The organism is Companilactobacillus nantensis DSM 16982 (assembly GCF_001435815.1).
Classification (GTDB): Bacteria; Bacillota; Bacilli; order Lactobacillales; family Lactobacillaceae; genus Companilactobacillus; species Companilactobacillus nantensis.
In genome coordinates, this window is record NZ_AZFV01000015.1 from 34,243 (window position 1) to 57,203 (window position 22,961).

The 22,961-nt window shown below is 35.5% G+C and carries 18 protein-coding genes, 1 pseudogene and 1 CRISPR repeat array; of the genes and pseudogenes, 16 read left to right on the forward strand and 3 right to left on the reverse strand.

All coding sequences use genetic code 11. The features are described 5' to 3' along the window. Nucleotides 1–19: 19 nt before the first annotated feature. The 10 genes and pseudogenes from tsaB (at nt 20) to FD31_RS07780 (ending at nt 12,645) form a co-directional block, all read left to right on the forward strand. Nucleotides 20–742, forward strand: a complete 723-nt coding sequence (tsaB, locus tag FD31_RS07735) for a tRNA (adenosine(37)-N6)-threonylcarbamoyltransferase complex dimerization subunit type 1 TsaB (RefSeq protein ID WP_057892197.1) — start codon at nt 20–22, stop codon at nt 740–742. Beyond that, nucleotides 717–1,256 carry a ribosomal protein S18-alanine N-acetyltransferase gene (rimI, locus tag FD31_RS07740; RefSeq protein WP_057892198.1) on the forward strand — a complete coding sequence of 180 codons (540 nt, stop codon included), beginning with the start codon at nt 717–719 and terminating at the stop codon, nt 1,254–1,256. The genes tsaB and rimI overlap by 26 nt, the downstream gene beginning before the upstream one ends. A 10-nt stretch (nt 1,257–1,266) precedes the next feature. Next, a complete protein-coding gene (tsaD, locus tag FD31_RS07745; RefSeq protein WP_057892199.1) occupies nt 1,267–2,286 on the forward strand; it encodes a tRNA (adenosine(37)-N6)-threonylcarbamoyltransferase complex transferase subunit TsaD in 1,020 nt (339 codons plus the stop codon). Between the two features lie 409 nt (nt 2,287–2,695). Beyond that, nucleotides 2,696–6,076: pseudogene (cas9, locus tag FD31_RS07750) on the forward strand (type II CRISPR RNA-guided endonuclease Cas9). A 187-nt stretch (nt 6,077–6,263) separates the two neighbouring features. Further along, the gene (gene cas1, locus FD31_RS07755) at nt 6,264–7,175 is read left to right on the forward strand and encodes a type II CRISPR-associated endonuclease Cas1 (RefSeq protein ID WP_057892200.1); all 912 of its coding nucleotides are present in this window, start codon (nt 6,264–6,266) and stop codon (nt 7,173–7,175) included. 11 nt (nt 7,176–7,186) lie between these two features. Beyond that, entirely contained in the window at nt 7,187–7,495 is a 309-nt protein-coding gene (gene cas2, locus FD31_RS07760) for a CRISPR-associated endonuclease Cas2 (RefSeq protein ID WP_057892225.1), read from the forward strand. Beyond that, nucleotides 7,492–8,514 (forward strand): P-loop NTPase family protein, encoded by a 1,023-nt coding sequence (locus tag FD31_RS07765; RefSeq protein ID WP_057892201.1) that lies wholly within the window; start codon nt 7,492–7,494, stop codon nt 8,512–8,514. Before cas2 ends, FD31_RS07765 begins: the two co-directional genes overlap by 4 nt. 26 nt (nt 8,515–8,540) lie before the next feature. Beyond that, nucleotides 8,541–10,029: direct repeats of the CRISPR family, unit length 36 nt; unit sequence GTTTTTGTACCTTCAAAGATTTAGAAACAGTAAAAC. A gap of 130 nt (nt 10,030–10,159) precedes the next feature. Continuing rightward, the gene (locus tag FD31_RS07770; RefSeq protein WP_057892202.1) at nt 10,160–10,426 is read left to right on the forward strand and encodes an ACT domain-containing protein; all 267 of its coding nucleotides are present in this window, start codon (nt 10,160–10,162) and stop codon (nt 10,424–10,426) included. A 14-nt stretch (nt 10,427–10,440) separates the two neighbouring features. Further along, the gene (locus FD31_RS07775) at nt 10,441–11,784 is read left to right on the forward strand and encodes a PFL family protein (RefSeq protein WP_057892203.1); all 1,344 of its coding nucleotides are present in this window, start codon (nt 10,441–10,443) and stop codon (nt 11,782–11,784) included. Nucleotides 11,785–11,934: 150 nt separating this feature from the next. Next, complete coding sequence (locus tag FD31_RS07780) at nt 11,935–12,645, forward strand: hypothetical protein (protein ID WP_057892204.1); 711 nt, start codon at nt 11,935–11,937, stop codon at nt 12,643–12,645. Between the two features lie 63 nt (nt 12,646–12,708). Here the strand turns inward: FD31_RS07780 and FD31_RS07785 are convergent, their stop codons facing one another. Beyond that, nucleotides 12,709–13,560 carry a DUF368 domain-containing protein gene (locus FD31_RS07785; RefSeq protein WP_057892205.1) on the reverse strand — a complete coding sequence of 284 codons (852 nt, stop codon included), beginning with the start codon at nt 13,558–13,560 and terminating at the stop codon, nt 12,709–12,711. A 164-nt stretch (nt 13,561–13,724) separates the two neighbouring features. Then, nucleotides 13,725–15,638 carry an ABC-F family ATP-binding cassette domain-containing protein gene (locus FD31_RS07790; RefSeq protein ID WP_057892206.1) on the reverse strand — a complete coding sequence of 638 codons (1,914 nt, stop codon included), beginning with the start codon at nt 15,636–15,638 and terminating at the stop codon, nt 13,725–13,727. Between the two features lie 136 nt (nt 15,639–15,774). Here FD31_RS07790 and FD31_RS07795 point away from each other — a divergent pair, with 136 nt between their 5' ends. From FD31_RS07795 to FD31_RS07805, 3 genes are all read left to right on the forward strand, one after another. Further along, a complete protein-coding gene (locus tag FD31_RS07795; RefSeq protein WP_057892207.1) occupies nt 15,775–16,425 on the forward strand; it encodes a redox-sensing transcriptional repressor Rex in 651 nt (216 codons plus the stop codon). Nucleotides 16,426–16,445: 20 nt separating this feature from the next. Next, the gene (gene manA / locus FD31_RS07800; RefSeq protein WP_057892208.1) at nt 16,446–17,414 is read left to right on the forward strand and encodes a mannose-6-phosphate isomerase, class I; all 969 of its coding nucleotides are present in this window, start codon (nt 16,446–16,448) and stop codon (nt 17,412–17,414) included. Between the two features lie 580 nt (nt 17,415–17,994). After that, entirely contained in the window at nt 17,995–19,275 is a 1,281-nt protein-coding gene (locus tag FD31_RS07805) for a cation:dicarboxylate symporter family transporter (protein ID WP_057892209.1), read from the forward strand. A gap of 72 nt (nt 19,276–19,347) precedes the next feature. Here the strand turns inward: FD31_RS07805 and FD31_RS07810 are convergent, their stop codons facing one another. Then, a complete protein-coding gene (locus FD31_RS07810) occupies nt 19,348–19,974 on the reverse strand; it encodes a CPBP family intramembrane glutamic endopeptidase (protein ID WP_235805342.1) in 627 nt (208 codons plus the stop codon). Nucleotides 19,975–20,117: 143 nt separating this feature from the next. Here FD31_RS07810 and groES point away from each other — a divergent pair, with 143 nt between their 5' ends. From groES to FD31_RS07825, 3 genes are all read left to right on the forward strand, one after another. Then, a complete protein-coding gene (gene groES, locus FD31_RS07815) occupies nt 20,118–20,402 on the forward strand; it encodes a co-chaperone GroES (RefSeq protein WP_057892210.1) in 285 nt (94 codons plus the stop codon). Between the two features lie 53 nt (nt 20,403–20,455). Further along, entirely contained in the window at nt 20,456–22,087 is a 1,632-nt protein-coding gene (gene groL, locus FD31_RS07820) for a chaperonin GroEL (RefSeq protein ID WP_057892211.1), read from the forward strand. Between the two features lie 292 nt (nt 22,088–22,379). Further along, nucleotides 22,380–22,943, forward strand: coding sequence for a hypothetical protein (locus FD31_RS07825; protein WP_057892212.1), 564 nt, complete (start codon nt 22,380–22,382; stop codon nt 22,941–22,943). The last annotated feature ends 18 nt before the right edge of the window (nt 22,944–22,961 follow it).

The window sequence follows — 22,961 nt, forward strand, 5'->3', positions numbered from 1 at the left end:
TGAAGAATGAGGGATAAATATGAAAATATTAGCATTTGATACATCTAATAAGCCGCTATCCGTTGCCGTTGTAGTTGATGGCAAGGTTTTAGCTCATTTGGAGTCAACTGAAAAGAAGACTCATAGCATAACTATTTTGCCGGATATTAAAAAGGCTTTACAGCAAGCTAACTTAACGATGACTGACATTGACTTGATTGCAGTGGCTAAAGGCCCTGGATCATACACGGGAGTCAGAATTGCTGTCACGGTTGCTAAAACATTAGCCGATACGTTGAATAAGAAATTAGTTGGAGTTTCGAGTTTGGAACTATTAGCTGCTAATGGTGATAAAGCACATCTGCTTGTGCCATTAATGGATGCCAGAAATGACAATGCCTATGCTGGAGTTTATCAAAATTCACGGGATAAATTTGTCAGCATTATCGGTGATCACCATACGTCAATGGAGAAGTTGTTTGACGCTTTGAAAGAGTATGATGCCGATCAATTAGAATTTATTAACGCTACACCAAGATTACAAGAGTTAATTCAAAATCAATTTCCTAGTGCCAAAATTATTACTGCTGAAAATTCATTGCCAGATGCAGCCAAACTGGCCAAATTAGCTGAATCAAAGAAACCAGTCGCTGATATTGATGATTTTGTACCAACATACTTGCGTTTAACACAAGCTGAACATGACTGGTATGCTAAAGGACATAAGGACGACGGCAATGTTTCCTATGTTGAAGAAGTTTAAGCAATTATTTTCTAATAAAACAACGAAATTTGATTTTGAAGAACAAACTGTTTCAAGTGAAGATCGAAAGTTTACTTTAAGAAAAGCAACACCAAAAGATGCCATTCAATTTATGAAGATTCAAGAAACTATTTATCCAATTCCAGTACCATGGCCAATTGATATCGTCCAGATGGAAATTGATAATAAGAATGCCCTTTACTTGTCTTTAGTTGAAAAAGACCGAGTTGTGGCTTTTATTGGTGTGTCATTGGGTGATAAGAAGGAAGCACATATAACTAATTTGGCTGTCGATGCCGATTACCAAAATATCGGTATTGGTCATCTATTGCTAAACCAAGCCTTTAGTTACTGCCGGAAACGCGAATACCAAAAGATGTCGTTAGAAGTTGATGTTACAAATGAATCGGCTTTGGCCTTATACGATGCCTTTGGTTTCAAAGTTCGAACTGTGCATAAAAAGTACTATTTTAGAAATCATCACGACGCATGGGAAATGATGGTTGATCTGTGAGGGGATTACTGTGGAAAAAGATACATTAATATTATCGTTTGAAAGTAGCTGTGATGAGACATCAGTTGCTGTAATTAAAAATGGTAAAGAAATCTTAGCTAATATTATTGCAACACAAATAAAAAGTCACCAACGTTTCGGCGGAGTTGTACCAGAAGTTGCCAGTCGTCATCACGTTGAAGAAGTTACTAAATGTATCAATTTAGCTTTGGAAAAGGCCCAAGTTGGTTATGAAGATTTGGATGCTGTGGCTGTAACTTATGGTCCTGGATTAGTTGGCTCATTGTTAATTGGAATCATGGCAGCGAAGACAGTTGCCTTTGCCCACGATTTGCCTTTGATCAAGGTCAACCACTTGGCTGGTCACATTTATTCAGCTAATTTTGTGACCGATTTACAATATCCATTCATGTCACTCTTAGTTTCTGGTGGTCATACGGAACTTGTTTTAGTAACAGCTCCCGGAGTTTTCCACACCTTAGGCGATACACGTGACGATGCTGTTGGTGAAGCTTATGACAAGATTGGTCGTGTCTTAGGTATCAACTATCCAGCAGGTAAAAAAGTCGATGAGATGGCTGCTGTTGGTAAGGATACTTTCAATTTCCCAAGAGCAATGGTGCAAGAAGATAACTTGGACTTCAGTTTCAGTGGTTTGAAGAGTGCATTTATCAATACAGTTCATCACGCTGACCAAGTTCATGAAGAATTGAACAAAGATGATTTGGCAGCTAGTTTCCAAGGTGCTGTGTTGGATATTTTGGTGAACAAGACATTCAAGGCTTTGAAACAACACCCAGTTAAACAATTGATCGTTGGTGGAGGCGTTTCAGCTAACCAAGGCTTGAGAAAACGTTTGGCTGAAGAAATTAAAGAACGTAATTTGGATATGGAATTAGTTTTCCCACCATTACGTTTGTGTGGCGATAACGCTGCAATGATTGGTGCTATGGCTCAAATTCAATATGATAAAGGTGACTTTGCTGATTTGGATTTGAATGCTGATCCTAGCTTGGATTTTGATATGTAGGCCGTCTCCAGAGCCGAGAAATAGTCACTGGCTGTGCGGACCGAGTCGAGCCAAGGTCTCGCCTCTCGGTTTGAAGCCTCGCAAAGAACGCGAGTCTCCAAACACGCCCGGTGGTGTAAGGCCGGGAAAACTACTCGACCTAACGCCACTTTCACTGCCAGTAATCATTTCTCGGCTCTTCCGACTAGTTTTAAAAATTTAAATTTTTTGATTATTGAAATTTAATAAATAAAGGTTAAATGAGATAGTACCACGCGTAATTGAATATAAATTAATAAAGATGTTATCGAATTTTTTATCGATGACATCTTTTTTTATAGATTGCGAAACTAAGGAATCTAATATGCTATATTTTAATTAGTGATTTTTTTAATTTTACTTCAAAATTCGATTATCAGAGGTTGTAATTATGGCAGATAGAATCAGTTTAGGTTTAGATATTGGTGTTGCGTCGGTTGGTTTTAGTGTATTGAATATTGATCAAGGCAAGGTTGTTGAACTAGGTGCTAGATTGTTTAATGCCAAGGTGGCTGAAGGTAATCAGGATCGTCGTTCTATGCGTGGTTCTAGAAGGTTATTGAACCGAAAGAAACAACGCCGTCAAGATACGGCTAAATTGTTTGAAGAATTTGGTTTGATTAGTAATTATGATAAAGATAACTTTTCAGAATTTTTTGATAACAATGAGAATCCCTATGAATTACGGGTTAAAGGGTTGACCGAGAAGCTAACTAAAAATGAATTGGCTGAAAGTTTATATCAAATTGTTAAACGTCGTGGGATTAGTTATGACTTGAAAGATGCTGATTTTGAGGATGGCGGGACTGACTACTCTAGTAGTTTAAGTTTGAATAATAAAGCTTTGGAAGATAAAACACCAGCCGAAATTCAATTACAACGGTTAAATGAGTTTGGAGCTGTGCGTGGAAAAGTTGTTGTTGGGGATGATTTAGATAATCAGAAAGTATTGTTGAATGTTTTCCCAACTAAGGAATATAAAAAAGAAGCTCAAAGAATTATTGCTACGCAAAGGGAATTTTATCCAGATATTTTAACGGATGAATTTGAAAAGCAATATTGTTCGATTCTAACGCGTAAACGTGATTACTTTGTTGGACCGGGTAATGAAAAGTCTCGGACTGATTATGGTATTTATAAGACAGAAGGTCGGACACTGGATAATTTGTTTGAAGAGTTAATTGGTCATGATAAGGTTTATCCAGATGAATTACGAGCTTCTGCAGCTTCTTACACAGCACAATTATTCAATGTCTTGAATGACTTAAACAACTTGAGAATTTTGAGTTACGAAGATGAGAAGTTAACTCAGGCCGACAAAGAAACGATTATTAACGAATTAAAGAGTAATGTGACAACGGTTAACATGATGAATTTAATTAAAAAGGTCAGCGGTTGTGAAAAAGATGATATCAAAGGATATCGAACCAACGATAAAGATAAGCCAGAGATTAGTTCAATGGCAATTTATCGAAAGACTCATAAGGAATTCTTGAAGGCTGACGTTGATATTACTCAGTGACCAATTGAATTTATTAATGAATTAAGTTTTATTTTAACTTTAAATACTGAAAATGGTGAAATTAGAAAACAAATTGTAAAAAAATTAAAACCTCATTATGATTTTGTAGATGATAATTTGATTCAAAAGATTATTGATCATAAAGATAGTTTTGAAATATCAACGAATAACAAGTGGCACCGTTTTTCAATTAAGACGATGAGTCAATTGATTCCAATTATGATGGAACGACCAATTGAACAAATGACCTTATTAAATGAGTTAGGTTTGGTAAAAAAAGATTCTAAACGTTTTGCCAATAATAAGTATTTGCCATATCGAGAAATTGCTAATGACATTTATAATCCGGTAGCTGCTAAAGCTGTTCGTGAAGCTTTAAAAATTGTTAATGCTAGTTTGAAGAAATATGGTCATATTGACTATCTTGTGGTTGAAATGCCTCGTGATAAAAATCTTGATGAAGAGAAGAAACAGATTGAAGACTTCCAGAAGAAGAATAAAATTGCGAAGGATGAAGCTTATCGGGCTTTTGTTACTGCAGTTGGCGATGAAAAGACTGTTAAAATAGCGTTAAGTAAGAGCCGGAAATTACAGATGGAAATGCGACTCTGGTATCAACAAAATGAAATTGACCCTTATAATGGTGAAACGATTGAAGCGGTGGATTTAATTCGAAATCCAGATAAATTTGAAATTGACCACATTATTCCTCAATCAATTTCATTTGATGATGGGATTAATAATAAAACCTTGTGCTTTGCTTCAATGAATCAGGTAAAAGGACAAAAGACACCCATGGAGTTTTTGAATGAAGGTCACGGTCAAGGTTGGGCCAAATTTAAAGCGATGGTATCAGGCAATCCACGTTTTGGGAAGAGTAAGAAACAAAACTATTTGTTTGCTGAAAACGTCAGTGATATTGAGACTAGAAAGAGATTTATTTCTAGAAATTTAGTTGATACTCGTTATTCTTCACGGGTCGTTTTGAATAGTTTACAAGAATTCTTCTCAGAAAAGAGTGATGGAACTAAGGTAACAGTAATCCGAGGAAAATTTACTTCCAATATGCGTAAGCACTGGCACATTGATAAAACAAGAGAGACATTTCATCATCATGCTATCGATGCCTCAATTATCGCAGCAACACCATTTTTGAATATGTGGAAAAAGGGTGGCAGTATTTTCCCAGTTAAAGTTGGTGAAGAATCAATTGATATTGATACCGGTGAAATTTTAGATGATAAAAAGTTCGATAAGATTATGTATGAGCAACCATATAACGGGTTTGTGACTGAGATAATGAACGCTGATGATCGAATCAAGTTTTCGCATCAAGTTGATAAGAAAATGAATCGCAAGGTTAGTGATGCTACGATTTACTCAACTAGAATAGGGCAATTGGTCAAGGATAAAAAAGTAGCGGAATATGTAGTTGCTAAGGTTAAAGATATATATTCAGTCGATGGATATAAGAAATTCAGAAAGGTTTACGATAAGGATAAGACCAAGTTCCTATTGTACACACATGATGAAAGAAGCTTTTCGGAGTTGGAGAAGGTTCTTTATATGTATCCAGATAAGATTGATCAAACACAAAATAATGGCAAAGTTAAGTCGATTGATATTAGTCCATTTGAACTTTATCGTCGAGATCACGGTATGGTTAAGAAGTTCTCTAAGAAGAACCGCGGGCCAGTGATTAAACAGTTGAAGTATCTTGATAAAAAACTAGGTTCTCATATTGATATAACCCCAGCAAATGCAAATGATAAACACGTTGTTTTACAATCTCTGAACCCTTGGCGAACTGATGTCTACTTAAATCATGAGATTGGTGAATATGAGATTATGGGAATTAAGTACGCTGATTTGAAATTTAATAAGAATGGAGAGTATGGAATAAAACGAGATAAATATATAGAAATTAAAGAACGTGAAAAAGTTTCTAAGAATTCGGAATTCATGTTTACACTTTATAAGAAAGATAGAATTAAAGTTGAAAATATGGATAACAAAGAAAATATTGAATTATTATTCTGGTCGAGGAATATGTCAAATAATGGATATGCTGAATTACGTCCAATAAGTAAAACTGTAAATGATGGTACTATTCCAATATACGGAAAGGGAAGGTTAATAAAACGTTTAATACCAAAAAATTGTAAAATTTGGAAAGTAAATACAAATATATTAGGTGATCCATATTACGTTGAAAAAGAGTCAGAAAATCCTAAAGATATCCTTGATTAATCAATCACAAATTGATATGATTTTTCTTGTAAGGGACGCCTTATATGTTTGAACGTTCATTCGACTTAGATTTAGTTTTACTGTTTCTAAATCTTTGAAGATCTACAAAAATAAGGATTTATTCCGAATTTACCACCTATTTTAAAAAATAGGTGGTTTTTTTTGTCTAAATTTGGAGGTGTTGTTTATGGGATGGAGAATCGTCCATGTCAAAGAAGGTGACGTTTTAAGATTACGGCTAGATAGCTTAGAAGTTCGCAAGAAGGAGAATAAGGTTTATATTCCCTTGGCAGATATAACGATGGTTGTTTTGGAAGGGAATCGAACTACAATCACGACCAAACTATTATCTAGTTTTAGTCAAAATAATGTAGGTTTAGTAATTTGTGATGACAAATATTTGCCTGTGGGGATTTATTTGCCGTACGGTCAGTACCATCATTACTCTAAACGAGTGATTAGTCAGGCCGAATGGACTATAGAACAAAAAGGGCTTATTTGGCAAAATGTTATCAGGCAGAAAATGACTAATCAGGTAGATTATGCTCGCTTCTTTGGTGTAGATGAAGATCGGTTGACTTTAATGCAAGATTTAATTGATGATTTAAAAATTGGAGATACAACTAACCGAGAAGGTCCCGTAGCTAAGGTGTACTTTGATTCTTTGTATGGCAAGTCATTTACTAGGGACGATGATAATCTGATTAATGGAGCTATGAACTTCGGTTATGCTATTTTGAGGTCGTGTATGGCACGAATTGTTGTCGGAAATGGATTAGTAACAATGCTAGGTGTTTTTCACCGAAATGAATTTAATAGTTTTAATTTGGTTGATGATTTGATGGAGCCGTACCGACCTTTAATGGACTATTGGGTTAATAAATATGTGATTGATGATAAACAAGATTATCTAAGTTACGAGGCACGATTAAAGATTATTGAATTTATGAATCAAAAAATTAAAGTTCAGAATAAAAAAATGACAATTGATAACGCAATGCAGGAGTATGTCGCTAGTTTCGTATCTGCTATGGATGAACAAGATCCATCGTTATTGGTTGATATTAAATTGAATAATTTTATAGGTGAGGAAAGTTGAAATATCAAAATATGAGAATGTTATGTATGTTTGATTTACCGGTTGATACAGCTAGTGAGAAACGTCAATATCGAATTTTTCGAAAGGAATTATTACGAAATGGTTTTACCATGTTGCAATATTCAGTTTATTATCGAGCAATTCAAAATCGAGCTGGCGGCAAAAAATATGAGAGGGCACTCAAACAATTTTTACCTGTCCATGGAGAGATTCGTTTAATCTCAGTAAGTGAAAAACAATTTAATGATATGCAGATTTTAGTTGGCAGTCGTAGTAAACAAGAAGAACTCGTAGGCAGTAAGGATTTGGTTTGCATATGATATTAAAAATAGAGCTAGAAAATCAAAAATTTTTGGATATTGATTTTGATAATATTGCATACATCACAGGTTCCAATCAGAAACAATTATGGAAAATCTTTCGTAGTTTATATTATTACTTCAATAAAAACCCCAAACTAACGGAGAATATTTATGGTGAAAATAAAATTGAATTGATTTTAGACGAACAGCCATTGTCTGAAAAAAATAATGATTTTTATTTCATTAACAATCGAAATAGTATTTATAACCAGATGATTTATAAGAAAGATTCCTTACTATTCGATTTACTGAATAGTTTGAGTGGTGATTTGGAGATTGATCGATCAATTGAGAAGATTAACGATGAACATTTACAATTGGAAATCTCTGTTCAAAAAATATTAGATTTGCATTCTAATAATTTGAAGGTGGAGTTCCAAGATTTAAACTATTTAGACTTTTTGAAGAATAATCTTTTGATGTGTTATGAGAGTGATCATAATAGCTATCCAATAGAATTCATGGATACAGAAACCCTATTAGATGAATATTTTAATTTCTTGGAATTTAAGCTTAAAGATAATGGTAGGCCTGTTTGGCTGGTACTTTATAATTTAGATAGTTTTATATCTTCCGAGGACAAGTATACTTTTTTGAAGAAGGTTAAGGGGCTGGTAGATGATTATGATTTAAAGGTAATCTATATGGGAAATAGTTTGAGATCCGTTCCAATTGAAATAAATGATCTTGATAAAATTGTTGTTTCAGCTAATAATTTTCATCAATTGTTACCGTATACTGAATTACTTAAGTCAGTAAGACTTCATTATCCTAATCAATTCGATTTAGTTGGTAGTGATTTTGCGGATGCAATTAAAAGAATTGCACCTTTGGTAGGAAGTAATCAAAAAGCCTTTATCTCCAATAAAGATTTGGTATTATTAAAGGTAGTAAATGATATTTTGGATTACGAGACGTCGTTTGATCTAAATAGTCAATTACTATCAAATGCAGAAACCGAATTTTTGAAAGACTAATTGACGAATCACATTTTGAATTTGAGGTTTTTGTACCTTCAAAGATTTAGAAACAGTAAAACGCAATCGTATTGACGTCTGCAACTGCTCTAGTTTTTGTACCTTCAAAGATTTAGAAACAGTAAAACAATTTAAGCAACGTTCTCCTGATCCTTCAAGTTTTTGTACCTTCAAAGATTTAGAAACAGTAAAACATACTAATACAGGTCAAGACCCTGTGGGTAGTTTTTGTACCTTCAAAGATTTAGAAACAGTAAAACTCACTGCTCAAATACCTGCCGTCAGGGGCAGTTTTTGTACCTTCAAAGATTTAGAAACAGTAAAACATACGATATTTTATACATCTCACATCGTATGTTTTTGTACCTTCAAAGATTTAGAAACAGTAAAACCAGACTATAAAGGGGATTGGAATACGTATGAGTTTTTGTACCTTCAAAGATTTAGAAACAGTAAAACTTTTGTCACTTCCGAAAAACTCAAGGGTTTGTTTTTGTACCTTCAAAGATTTAGAAACAGTAAAACCAAACGGTCGACCCAACCGACGCCGACGCAGTTTTTGTACCTTCAAAGATTTAGAAACAGTAAAACAACTCGAGTTGATAATGTCAAATGATTTTTGTTTTTGTACCTTCAAAGATTTAGAAACAGTAAAACAGATCATACTTCGTATTGAACCATTTGTGAGTTTTTGTACCTTCAAAGATTTAGAAACAGTAAAACTACTCAATTTGCTGTTTATAAAACTCATTAGTTTTTGTACCTTCAAAGATTTAGAAACAGTAAAACAAATAATGGGTATCTTAAAACTTTTGAAAAGTTTTTGTACCTTCAAAGATTTAGAAACAGTAAAACAATCAGGTCAAAGTACACTTAGTTCGATATGTTTTTGTACCTTCAAAGATTTAGAAACAGTAAAACCATCAATATTTCTTATTAGTAACTGAATCAGTTTTTGTACCTTCAAAGATTTAGAAACAGTAAAACAATCATCCGGCTAAAGTGATTCTTGGCAGTGTTTTTGTACCTTCAAAGATTTAGAAACAGTAAAACAAGTCTTATGAAAATCAATAGGCAATTTTCGTTTTTGTACCTTCAAAGATTTAGAAACAGTAAAACATATTTGTAGAAGTTTAAAACTAAGACGTGGTTTTTGTACCTTCAAAGATTTAGAAACAGTAAAACTTTGCAGTGGTAGAGCTACATTTCGGCCCTGTTTTTGTACCTTCAAAGATTTAGAAACAGTAAAACATGGGTGGTCTTTTTATTTTGCTCAAAAAGGTTTTTGTACCTTCAAAGATTTAGAAACAGTAAAACATACTGATAATGCTAAAAGTAATACTGTTAGTTTTTGTACCTTCAAAGATTTAGAAACAGTAAAACTGTGCGGTCTTGAACCTCTGTTGCGACAGGGTTTTTGTACCTTCAAAGATTTAGAAACAGTAAAACTACTATCAGTAATCTCTACAACTGCGTTAGGTTTTTGTACCTTCAAAGATTTAGAAACAATAAAATATCTAAACTATAATCCCAGACAAACAAGCCTAGGATTATTTTTATAACCCATAATAACCAAACTACTATTGCCCCAACAAACTAAATCATATAAGATAACCTCAATACAATCGAAAGACGAGGGATCACTATGAAAGCTATTCTGACAGTTTTAGGTCATGATCAAGTTGGTATCGTGGCTAAGGTTTCGACTAAGTTAGCGGAACTTGATGTTAATATTATTGATATTTCTCAGACTTTAATGCATGACAATTTTACGATGATGATGATGGTGACATGGGACGATGCCACTAATTTTGATACGGTTAAAGATAGTCTCAGTGAACTTGGCAAAGCTACTGGCTTAGATATTCGGATTCAACGTGAAGAAATTTTTGATGCGATTCAAAAACTTTAGGAGGTCCTATATCTATGGAGACTAATTCGATTTTAGAAACAATTCAGATGATTTCAGAAGAAAAGCTCGACATCCGGACAATCACAATGGGTATTTCACTCTTTGATTGTATTGACAGTGATGGTGAGAAAGCTCGTCAAAAAATTTATAATAAGTTAATGACTAAAGCTAAAAATTTAGTTAAAGTAGCTGATCAAATTGAGTCAGAATACGGGATTCCGATTGTTAATAAGCGAATTTCAGTGACACCAATTTCTTTGATTGCAGCAGCTTCTGGCGACAAGGATTACGTTGCCTACGCAAAAACAATGGACAAGGCTGCAACTGAACTGGGTATTGATTTGATTGGTGGTTTCTCAGCTCTAGTTCAAAAGGGTTATCAATCTGGTGATGTTAAGTTAATTCAATCAATTCCCCGGGCTTTAACAGAGACTAGTCGTGTCTGTGGATCAGTTAATGTTGGTTCAACTCGTTCAGGAATTAACTTAGATGCTGTTGGTCAAATGGGCCAGGTTGTCAAAGACCTTGCTAAAGTTGATCCAGTGAATTGCATGAGTTTAGTTATTTTTGCCAATGCAGTTGAAGACAATCCATTTATGGCTGGGGCCTTCCATGGCGTTGGTGAAGCTGATTGTGTTATTAATGTTGGTATTAGTGGTCCTGGTGTAGTTAAGAGTGCTTTAGAGCATGTTAAAGGTCAGCCGATTGACGTTGTTTCCGAAACAATTAAGAAAACAACCTTCAAGGTAACGAGAATGGGTCAATTTGTCGGTGATTTAGCTTCTAAGGCCTTAGGAGTTCCATTTGGTATCGTTGACTTGTCCTTAGCTCCAACGCCCAATGAAGGTGATTCTGTTGCGGAAATTTTGGAAGAAATTGGTTTAGAGAGTGTCGGCGCTCCCGGAACAACAGCTGCTTTAGCTTTGTTGAATGACGCTGTTAAAAAGGGTGGCGTCATGGCTTGTGAGCATGTTGGTGGCTTGTCGGGTGCCTTTATTCCCGTGTCAGAAGATGCCGAAATGATTCGTGCCGTCACAGCTGGAAATTTGAATATCGAAAAGCTTGAAGCAATGACAGCAGTCTGTTCAGTTGGATTAGACATGATTGCAATTCCTGGAGACACAACTGCTGAAACTATTAGTGGGATGATTGCGGATGAAGCTGCAATTGGTGTTATCAATAATAAAACAACTGCCGTTAGAATTATCCCAGCTACTGGTAAAAAAGTTGGCGATGAAGTTGAATTCGGTGGTCTGTTTGGTAAAGCTCCGGTAATGGCTGTCAATACTAATAGTCCAGCTAACTTTATCCATCGTGGTGGACGGATTCCAGCACCAATTCACTCATTTAAAAATTAAAATAAAAAATATCGATATTAACTATCGGTATTTTTTTATGTTTGATGATAGTTTTTTCAAGACTAAAGAATTATAATTTTTCTGGACGAAATTTAAAAAATTGCTTAAATAATGAATTAAGTTGTGGTACAAAGTATGAGAGGTGTATTCATGAAAACCAGAACGAAAATTTCATACGTGATTTTAAAGTATGATGATCAAACCGATAATATTTATACAAAAACTTCGAATAACGAAAACCATGTTTATGAAATACCAGCCTTTGAATACGTGCAAAAACAAGATTCTAAGTTGGCTGATATTAAAACGTATGTCTTAGAAAAAGTAATTGACTTCAATACTTTTATTGATGAAAACCACATCTTTATTCCGTTTATCAATGTAACTTTTGAAAATAATATTCAAACATTTAACTATATCGTAGTGATTTTTGAATCAAATCAAGACACTTTCTCATCATTGAATTATGAGTCATGGCATCGAGTAAAATATGACCATCGAAAGCAATTTTGGAATTTAACTTGGGGTAATGGACTAACTGATCCAGTGGATTTCAAGTTTGAGAATGAAGCGATGATGGATTATGTTGCTAATCCACATGATAAGGATGAATTGACGTTTGACAATGTGATGCATTTTGTGACAGAACAAACGAATGATTTTCCGATTTTGGGCTTAATGTCAGGTAATAAATTTACGATGAAACAAGTATTTCATTATCAAGATTTGTTGGGAATTGAGACATTGAAAGCAGGCAATAACGAAACTTTTGAAAATCAATATTCTGATTCGATTCAACCAATTGTTGATGATCGATTGACGACATCTTATAAAATTAAGAATAATTATCTAAAAAAATAACGCTGAGAATTTAATCTCAACGTTATTTTTTTACATATTCCGTCACTTGAAATAGGTATTTGATTATTTGTATTTTTCTTCTAAATTGCTCATCCATAAGGCTAACAGACCACCCAGAATAAAGAATCCGATACTTAAAATCCAATCCCAACTAGTGACGTTTTGGTAAGAAATGCTTTCGCTGGAGTAAGGATTAGGGATCAAAATCAAGACGGTACTAGCCAAAACGATTCCCAAGATGAAATGATAAACTCGTGAATGATGATGTTTGATTAAGCTTTCCATTGCTTTGGAAAACGTCAAAATTGAAATGATTCCACCGAGTGCAATTGGAACGAAGACTAGTGGATCAAATGTTTTAAATCCCTTTAGCATGGGAGCGTATAGTCCCAAGATAATTAGCAAATTGGAGGGACTTAATCCCGGCACTAAAACTCCCAATGCAATCAAGATTCCAGCAATCGTAAAGCTGAAGAAATTGGCAGGGATGGTACCAAGAATTTCACTCATGAAAAATAGGAAAAGTCCGCCACCAATGAACATGGAGAAAAACCAAATGATGTCAATTTTGTCACGCTTAGTTCGGGAAGTTGATTTACGAATTAGCGTCGGTAATGTACCAATAATTGTCCCAGCAAAGCCCCAGAGGACAATCATTTGATAGTTGGCAAGTAAGTATTCTAATGGCTTGGATAAAAGGCCAATACCAACAATGCCACCAATTCCAATCGGTAAAAAGTATAGAAAGTCGCGTTTAAAGTTTTGCCGAACGTGTGCCATGAAACTTAGTAGTCGTTCATAAATACCAAGAATGGCTGCCAAAACACCGCCAGAAACTCCGGGGAGAATGAACCCTAAAGCGATGATGACGCCTTTGAAAAAGCGGATAAAGATATTATCTCGTTTTGTTTTCATATGTCCTCATTAGAAAAAGTTATTTTATTCACATTAGCAAATAATGTGTGTCATGGCAAATTTAAACATATCGTCGACTCTTATTGATTATTATCCGAATTGAAGGTAAAAAAAAGCTAGAAATTCTAATATTTCAGAATCTCTAGCTATTAGCGTAGATTGTTTTAACTATTGAAATCTTCCAGTTCAATTGACTTTTCAGTCCATTGCTCTTCAATTTTATCTTGTTGTGCCTTATTTTCATCAAGTTCTTTTTGCAAGTCAGCTAATTTACTGTAAGATGTGAGGTTTTCCTCTTTGGTCATTTCTTTTTGAATGGCAGTATTCTTGTCTTCTAGTTCAGCAATCTGGCTTTCAAGGTCTTCAACTTGGCGGCGTAATTTTCGTTCTTGTTTTTGTTGTTCTTTTGATTGTTGATATTCAACTTTCTTTTCACTAACATTTGATGTTTTTTCAGCTTCATCTTCAACCGGTTTATCGGTTGTCTTTTCAAGATAATAGTCGTAATCACCAAGATAAATTGTGCTGCCTTGGCTACCGATATCAACGATTCGACTAGCTAGTGTGTTTAAGAGGTAACGGTCATGGGAAACGAAGAGGACTGTGCCGGCAAAACTCTTGAGGGCGTCTTCCAAAACTTCCTTACTGTCAATATCCAAGTGGTTGGTAGGTTCATCCATTACAAGAAAGTTGTTGTTTTCCATTGATAATTTGGTCAATGTCAAACGAGCTTTTTCACCACCAGATAACCCAGCAACTGGCTTGAGTACGTCATCACCACTGAAGAGGAAAGCTCCTAACTTTTTTCGGATGATTTGTTCATCAAGGCGTGGATAGCGGTCCCAGATTTCGTGGAGAACATCTTTTTTCGGATCAAGTCCTTTTAAGTTCTGATCATAGTAACCGACTTGAACATTGGCACCAAATTGACTGGTTCCTTTAATCAAGGGAGTTCTACCTAGAATAGATTTAAGGAAAGTTGATTTACCAATACCATTCGGTCCGATAATACCAACTCGTTCACCTTTTTTGACGTCAAGGTTGATTGGTTCAGACATGATTTCATCGTCATATCCGATAGCAGCATCCTTTACTAACAAAACGTCATTGCCGCTTTCTTTATCGATATCAAAGGAGAAGTGAACGGAACCTTGGTCACTACCAGGTCGATCCAAGATATCCATATGTTCCAACTTTTTCCGACGACTTTGGGCCATCTTAGTAGTTGAAGCACGAACGATATTCTTTTGAATATATTCTTCAGTCTTCTTAATTTCTGCTTGTTGTTCTTCGTAATGTTTCCAAGCAACTGCTTGATTCTTTTTCTTCTCTTGTAAGTAGAAAGTATAGTTACCTGAATAGTGAGTTGAAGAATGTTGATTGATTTCAACAATTTCAGTTGTCACTTTATCGAGAAAGTATTGATCATGGGAAACGATAACTAGGGCTCCACGATAACCTTTCAAATAGTTTTCCAACCATTCGACGGTGTTAATATCCAAATGGTTCGTTGGTTCATCCAAAAGTAAGATGTCATGGTGTTCCAATAACATCTTGGCCATTGCTAGACGAGATCTTTCACCACCAGAAAGGGTTGAGATTTGGTGTTCCCAGACATCTTCATCGAAACCGAATCCTTTTAGGACACTACGGATTTCTGATTGATAACCATAGCCGTTTTCTTGACGGAAGGTGTTTTGCAATTGATCATATTGCTTCAAAATATCGTCGTAATCATCAGTATTTGGATTAGCAAGTTTTTCCTCAAGAGCATGCATTTTTTTCTCTTGTTCTTTGAGATAATCAAAAACTTTTTCCATTTCCAAAAAAATTTGATTGTCACTATCTAGTCCAGAATCCTGAGCTAAATAGCCGATGTTAGTATCTTTTTTAAGGGCAATATTGCCACTGTTATAACTCTCTTGATCAGAGATAATCTTTAACAAAGTCGATTTTCCGACACCGTTGCGACCAACCAAACCAATACGGCTGTTGTCTTGTATCTCAAAACTGACATTGGAAAAAAGTTTCTTTGTTCCGAAATTTTTCGTAATGCTTTGTGCTTGTAATAAAATCAAAATATAACTCCTTTATGTATTCACAATTTTATCATTAATTAATAATTTATGCCTTTATAGGTTTAACGTATTGCGTTTTTAGTGATTTTTATTTACTATGAATGTTAGTGAAATGACACACATATGGTGGTAAATTATGACAAAAACAACAGTTCCAAACGCAACGATAAAGCGTTTACCAATTTATTATCGTTACTTCCAATTTCTCAAGGATGAGGGTACAAAAAAAATCTCCTCTGGCGAATTATCAGAAGGGGTCAAGATTGATAGTGCTACAATTAGACGTGACTTCTCATATCTAGGTGCACTTGGGAAACGTGGATACGGCTACGATGTAAACGATTTAGTAGTGTTCTTCAAAAAGTTGCTGAATCAAGATAAACGAACCAATGTCGCCTTAGTTGGGGTTGGTAATTTAGGTAACGCCTTACTAAATTATAACTTTTCTCGAACGAATAATGTTCGAATTGCGGCAGCTTTTGATATAAATAAGGAAATTGTCGGTACAGTTAAGAGCGGTGTTCCTGTTTATGACATTAGTGAATTAAAGGAACAACTTAACTTACAACAGATTGATGTCTGTATTTTGACGGTTTCATCAAACGCTGCACAAACAACAGCTGACTTGTTGGCTGATGCTGGAGTTCGAGGAATCTTGAACTTTACACCAGTTATTATCAACGTTCCAAATAGTATCCGCGTTCACTATGTTGATTTAGCTAATGAATTGCAGACGCTAATCTTCTTCCTAGACCGTGATAAGTCGATGACCGAAGAAACAAATTAAACTTTTGGAGGAATTTTTTTATGAGTGAACCATTATTTTTGAAACCTGTCTTCCATGAAAAAATCTGGGGTGGCAGAAAGCTAGAAACAAAGTTTGGTTACAACATTCCTGATGGCTCGATTGGTGAGTGCTGGGCTATTTCTGGACATCCACATGGTAGATCAGAAGTTGAAAACGGCGAATTTGCTGGTCAATACGTTGATGATCTTTGGAAAAATCATCGTGAATTATTTGGCAATCCTAAGGGTGAAGTATTCCCACTTCTAACAAAGATTTTGGACGCCGAAGCAAGTCTATCCGTTCAAGTTCACCCAGACAACGAATATGCTGCCGAACATGAACACGAATTAGGTAAGACAGAATGCTGGTACATCATTGATGCTGAGCCAGGTTCATACTTAATTTATGGACACAATGCTAAAAATAAAGCTGAACTCGACCAAATGATCGAATCAGGCGACTGGGACCACTTGTTAAGAAAAGTTCCAGTTAAGACAGGTGACTTCTACTACGTACCAAGTGGAACAGTTCACGCTTTAAATAAGGGTATCATGGCTCTTGAAACACAACAAAGTAGTGATACAACATATCGTTTGTATGACTATGATCGTGTCGACAAGACAACAGGCAAGAAACGTGATCTTCACATCAAACAATCAGAAGACACAATCACTGTTCCTCATAAAGATCCAAAACTAAATATTGAATCAAAACAAGTTGGTAAGAACAAGTTCACAACATTCGTTCAACCACCAGTTTCACCATTCTTCTCAGTTTATCACTGGGAAATCAAAGAACCAGTTGAATTGCACCACCAAATCGGTAAGTATACATTGATTTCTGTTTTGAGCGGAGAAGGTAAGATTACCGTTGATGGTAAAGATTATGACTTGAAGAAGGGTATTCACTTAATCGTTCCAGCAACAGTGAATACTTGGAAGTTGTCAGGAGATTTGGATATTATCGCTTCAGAATCTGGAGAAGAATAAAAGAGGGCGGAGACAGGGCAGTCAGCTCCCGAGCATTTTCGTAGCTAAGTGAATTGCACGCTGGTTTTGCGTGTGATTTACTTAGCTATGAAAAGCGGAAGGAGTTGCCNCTAAGTGAATTGCACGCTGGTTTTGCGTGTGATTTACTTAGCTATGAAAAGCGGAAGGAGTTGCCCTGTCGTAGCCCGTTTCAGAGCCGCTGCATGTATAAACGAGTTTTAGAATGAGGCTGCATATTATATAACTTTTTTTAAAAGGAATTGCATAATATATAATCAGTCATTAAAAAATAAAACCGCAAATATACTTCTCCATTTCCACATAAAAAATGAACCAATTCTAATCAAAAACACAAAAATAATTAAGAAAAGTCGAGATAACGGAAAAATAAATCCGTATATTCCGACTTTTTTTATCTCAAAAGTAAGTAAAAATAGAACAATAATGTCGTTACACATAAATTTTGTTCGGAGTAACTAAGAAAATGAAAAATATTTTAATTTGAAATCGCTATCATCCCCCTATTTCTTAAAAAATCTTCTATAATTAAAGACATGTTAATTCAAAAGGGGACTTAAAATTGCAAAGACAACGTTTTTTTCGAGTTAGTCTAGGATGGCAAATTATCATTGGTTTGATCCTAGGAATTATTTTGGGGCAAGTATTTTACCAGAATAAGGTTGCTATACAAGTAATGCAGAACATTGGAACCATGTTTATTTCGATGATTCAAATGATTGTTCTACCAATCGTTATCTCTTGTTTGACCGTTGGTATCGCCAATATGGGTGATATTAAGAAACTTGGTCGAATTGGTTTAAAGACTTTAGTTTATTTTGAAATTATGACTACTTTAGCGATTATTATTGGGATTGTGGTAGCTAATGTTACCCACCCCGGTACCTATATTGACATTCATAGCCTAAAAGGTTCGGATATTAGTCAATATACTGCCACTGCTAAAACTGCTAAACATTCGGGTATTTGGTCAATCTTGATGGGTATTATTCCAACCAATATTTTTGCATCATTGGGTAAGGGCGATATGTTACCAATTATCTTCTTCTCAGTTCTCTTTGGACTTGGAACGGCTTCAATCGGTAAGCAAGGTAAAATTATTACTGATGTTTTAAATGCCGTTGCTAACGTTATGTTTAAGGTAACAAACTGGGTCATGCGCTTAGCTCCAATTGGTGTCTGTGCTTTGATTGGTGTTACCGTCGGTGAAATGGGCTTTGAATCGTTGAAACCGTTAGGACTATTTATTTTAATTGCCTATGCAACAATGGCCTTTTTCGTTTTTGTTGTTATGGCAGCTGTGGGACACTTGTTCCATGTCAGATTTTATGAATTATTCCGCATTATTGAAAATGAAGTAACATTAGCTTTTACTACTGCCAGTTCTGAGGCAGCCTTACCTAAAATGATGGAAAAAATGCAAGATTATGGATCATCAAAGGGAATTGTTTCCTTCGTAATTCCAACTGGCTATACATTTAACCTTGATGGTTCGGCCATTTATCAATCATTAGCCGCATTATTCTTAGCTCAAGCCTATAATATTCATTTATCCATTGGGCAACAAATTACCCTTGTAGTGGTATTGATGTTAACATCTAAGGGGATGGCCGGAGTGCCCGGAGCATCGTTTGTTGTACTCTTAGCCACGGTATCAACAATCGGTGTGCCAATGCAAGGCTTGACCTTCATTGCCGGAATCGACCGTCTTGTAGATATGGGACGTACTGCTGTTAACGTTGTCGGAAATTCACTTGCAACAGTTATTATTGCCAAGAGTGAAAAAGAATTTGATGAGGACAAACGAGAGAAGTACGTTGCTTCATATACACGTGGGGATTAGTAAAGACACTCCGTGTAGTCAAAAACGATTTAAACACACAGAAATAGCCTACCGATATCGGTAGGCTATTTTTTACATTATTCCTAGGGTTAATACAATGGCATTCATTAAAATATGACTACCAGCACTGACATAAATGTTCTCTGATTTGTAGTAAACGTATGAGAACCAAAGTCCCATAAAGACGTAAACTAAAAATCTCGTATCTTGGTGCATGAACGCAAACAAGAGTGCTGAAATAATTGCTGCAATATAAATATTGGTTGGCTTGATCAAGTTGGCGAAGAAGACACGTCTGAAAATGATTTCTTCCATAATTGGTGCCGCAATCATTACGTAGATGAAATAGTATGGATATTCTTTCACCATCAATAATAAACTGAGCGTATTTTGAGAATCAGTACTAGCGTGGAAAAGCAATTTATCCGCGAAGCCAATTCCAAATTGGACAACCAATGCACCGACTGTTCCCAAGATGATCCACTGTAAATCGTGGTTTAAATCGGATTTTTTTTCAAATTCCAATGGACCACTTTGTTTGACTAAATAAATCATTAGACCAGTGACAATTATTGCGGCAATCGTAATGGTGATAAAGTACGCTGACCCTGTGACAGTAAACATCGTTAGAATTGATCCTAATGATAACAATAGGATATAGGCCAGTAATGTGAAAAACTGATTTGTTCGATAAGACATAATTTCCCCCATATTTTTTAAAGGTAAATACTTGCAACTTCACAATATAATGTTAATATAAAACTTGTGATTAGCACAAGAGATAGTTGAGTGCTAAAAGACTTACAAAAAACATTGAATTAATATTACTGGAGGTATTTAAATTGTTAAAACCACTTGGAGATAGAGTCATTGTAACAGTCGATAAAGAAGAAGAAAAGACAGTTGGTGGCATTGTTTTAGCAAACAACGCTAAGGAAAAGCCCCAAACAGCCGAAGTTGTTGCCGTAGGTGACGGTCTAGTTGCTGATAATGGTACTAAATTACCTATGAGCATTAAAAAGGGTGACAAGATTCTTTTTGATAAATATGCAGGCTCAACAGTTAAGTACGAAGACAATGAATATTTAATCCTTCATGAAAAAGATGTCATGGCAATCGTTGACTAATTAAAAATTAAACAATAAAAAATTTTATTTTAAATTATGGAGTGTGGAAATTAATGGCTAAAGAAATTAAATTTTCAGAAGATGCACGTTCAAAGATGTTGGATGGTGTTAATAAACTAGCTGATACAGTTAAGACAACAATCGGACCTAAGGGTAGAAATGTTGTGCTTGAAAAGAGTTATGGCGCACCAGAAATTACTAATGATGGTGTTACAATCGCTAAGAGTATCGAATTAGAAGATCACTTCGAAAATATGGGTGCTAAGCTAGTTTCCGAAGTTGCTTCAAAGACAAATGACATTGCCGGTGATGGTACTACTACAGCTACTGTTTTGACACAAGCAATCGTCAAAGAAGGTATGAAGAACGTTACTGCCGGTGCTAACCCTGTTGGTATCAGAAGTGGTATCGAAAAGGCTACAAATGCTGCTGTTGATGAACTTCACAACATTTCACACAAAGTTTCAGGCAAGAATGATATTGCTCAAGTAGCTTCAGTTTCATCAGCTAGTGAAGAAACTGGTAAATTAATTGCTGATGCCATGGAAAAAGTTGGTAACGATGGTGTTATCACAATTGAAGAATCAAAGGGTATCGATACAACTCTAGACGTTGTTGAAGGTATGCAATTTGATCGTGGATACATTTCACAATACATGGTTACTGATAACGACAAGATGGAAGCTGACCTCGACAATCCTTATATCTTAGTTACTGACAAGAAGATTTCAAATATTCAAGATATCTTGCCAATGCTACAAAAGATTGTTCAACAAGGTAAGTCATTATTGATCATTGCTGATGATATTGATGGTGAAGCATTGCCAACACTTGTTTTGAACAAGATTCGTGGTACATTCAACGTTGTTGCTGTTAAGGCTCCTGGTTTTGGTGACCGTCGTAAGGCTCAACTTGAAGATATCGCTACATTAACTGGTGCTACAGTTATTACTTCAGACCTTGGTCTTGAACTAAAAGACACAACAATGGATCAATTAGGTCAAGCTGGTAAGGTTACTGTTACAAAGGACAACACAACAATCGTTGAAGGTTCTGGTGACAAGGCTGCTATCCAAGAACGTGTTGACTTACTTAAGAAACAAATCGGTGAAACAACTTCAGACTTTGACAAGGAAAAGTTACAAGAACGTCTAGCTAAATTAGCTGGTGGTGTGGCTGTTGTTAAAGTTGGTGCTGCTACTGAAACTGAATTGAAAGAACGTAAGTACAGAATTGAAGATGCTCTAAACGCTACACGTGCCGCTGTTGAAGAAGGTTACGTTGCTGGTGGTGGTACAGCTTTGATGAACGTTTTAGGTAAAGTTACAGCTTTAAAGGCTGAAGGCGACGTTCAAACAGGTATCAATATTGTTGCTCGTGCTCTTGAAGAACCACTCCGTCAAATTGCTGAAAATGCTGGTATGGAAGGTTCAGTTATCGTTGAACATATCAAGAATGAAAAGAACGAAATTGGTTACAATGCTGCAACTAACAAGTGGGAAAACATGGTTGACGCCGGAATCATCGACCCAACTAAGGTAACACGTTCAGCTCTACAAAACGCTGCTAGTGTTGCTTCACTATTGTTGACAACTGAAGCTGTTGTTGCTGACAAACCTGACAAGAATGCTCCAGCTGCTCCAGCTGCTAACCCAGCTGCCGGTGGTATGGGCGGTATGATGTAATTTAAACATCATCTTAAATTGAGATAAATTTAAAACGTTGGTAGATTAAATTCTATCAACGTTTTTTTGTTCCCAGAGGCTAATGTATTTATGTAATCAAATATATTTTGAATAAATTTTTTTATTAATGATGTAGAAATAAATCCGTTAATTTAGTCTTGCTGATTGATTATTCCGCAAAATTGGACTGTTCTCTCTATATGGTCGAAGTATGAATACAAAACTTCCTATCAGTCTCCGAAAAGTATAAAATAAGTTATTGTCGAATAAGAAAATAGAAGAGAGAGTCAAAATGGATAAGATTGAATTCGGTCGAAAGATCAATTATGTGCCTATGACGGTGAGCTTAGTGACTGGATTAGTCGTTGGCTTATTAATATATATATTTACTAAAATTGTATTGTTGGCTGTAATTTTAGGAATTACGGCCTTAGTTATTGTGGCATTACTTTATGCTCGTTCGATGACTGATTTTTATGGTTATTGGGAAGTGAACGACGAGGGAATTAGAACTTATAATTATCAAAATTTTAGTGTGAGACTTCAATCAGTTTTACTTCCTTTCAGTGAAAGCCAATTTGCCTTTAAATTTGCCGATATCAAGAGTTTAACGGTTGTGGTGGGTAAAGACATGAATGCTCCAGCAAACATCTTAGGAGGCTCATTTAACGCTCCTAAGAAGATTATGTTTCACTTGCCAACGCCATACTATTTGGAATTGAAATTAAATGATGGTCGGGAAGTCAATTTGGACTTGTCAGCTGATTGGGATGATTCTGAAACTATCGAGTATGTGATTGCTGTGATTTGTTCAGAAGCTGGTATTCCGGCTGAGATTATTAAGCAAGAGAATTAATAACAAAAAATGGAACCA

Bases quoted from the DNA above. Each gene is read 5' to 3' on its own strand.
- FD31_RS07765 (WP_057892201.1), top strand. From the start codon at position 7,492: ATGATATTAAAAATAGAGCTAGAAAATCAAAAATTTTTGGATATTGAT.
- rimI (WP_057892198.1), top strand. From the start codon at position 717: ATGTTTCCTATGTTGAAGAAGTTTAAGCAATTATTTTCTAATAAAACA.
- cas1 (WP_057892200.1), top strand. From the start codon at position 6,264: ATGGGATGGAGAATCGTCCATGTCAAAGAAGGTGACGTTTTAAGATTA.
- FD31_RS07775 (WP_057892203.1), top strand. From the start codon at position 10,441: ATGGAGACTAATTCGATTTTAGAAACAATTCAGATGATTTCAGAAGAA.
- FD31_RS07810 (WP_235805342.1), bottom strand. From the start codon at position 19,974: ATGTCTTATCGAACAAATCAGTTTTTCACATTACTGGCCTATATCCTA.
- FD31_RS07825 (WP_057892212.1), top strand. From the start codon at position 22,380: ATGGATAAGATTGAATTCGGTCGAAAGATCAATTATGTGCCTATGACG.
- FD31_RS07785 (WP_057892205.1), bottom strand. From the start codon at position 13,560: ATGAAAACAAAACGAGATAATATCTTTATCCGCTTTTTCAAAGGCGTC.
- FD31_RS07795 (WP_057892207.1), top strand. From the start codon at position 15,775: ATGACAAAAACAACAGTTCCAAACGCAACGATAAAGCGTTTACCAATT.
- manA (WP_057892208.1), top strand. From the start codon at position 16,446: ATGAGTGAACCATTATTTTTGAAACCTGTCTTCCATGAAAAAATCTGG.
- groL (WP_057892211.1), top strand. From the start codon at position 20,456: ATGGCTAAAGAAATTAAATTTTCAGAAGATGCACGTTCAAAGATGTTG.
- FD31_RS07770 (WP_057892202.1), top strand. From the start codon at position 10,160: ATGAAAGCTATTCTGACAGTTTTAGGTCATGATCAAGTTGGTATCGTG.
- tsaB (WP_057892197.1), top strand. From the start codon at position 20: ATGAAAATATTAGCATTTGATACATCTAATAAGCCGCTATCCGTTGCC.
- FD31_RS07780 (WP_057892204.1), top strand. From the start codon at position 11,935: ATGAAAACCAGAACGAAAATTTCATACGTGATTTTAAAGTATGATGAT.
- cas2 (WP_057892225.1), top strand. From the start codon at position 7,187: ATGAGAATGTTATGTATGTTTGATTTACCGGTTGATACAGCTAGTGAG.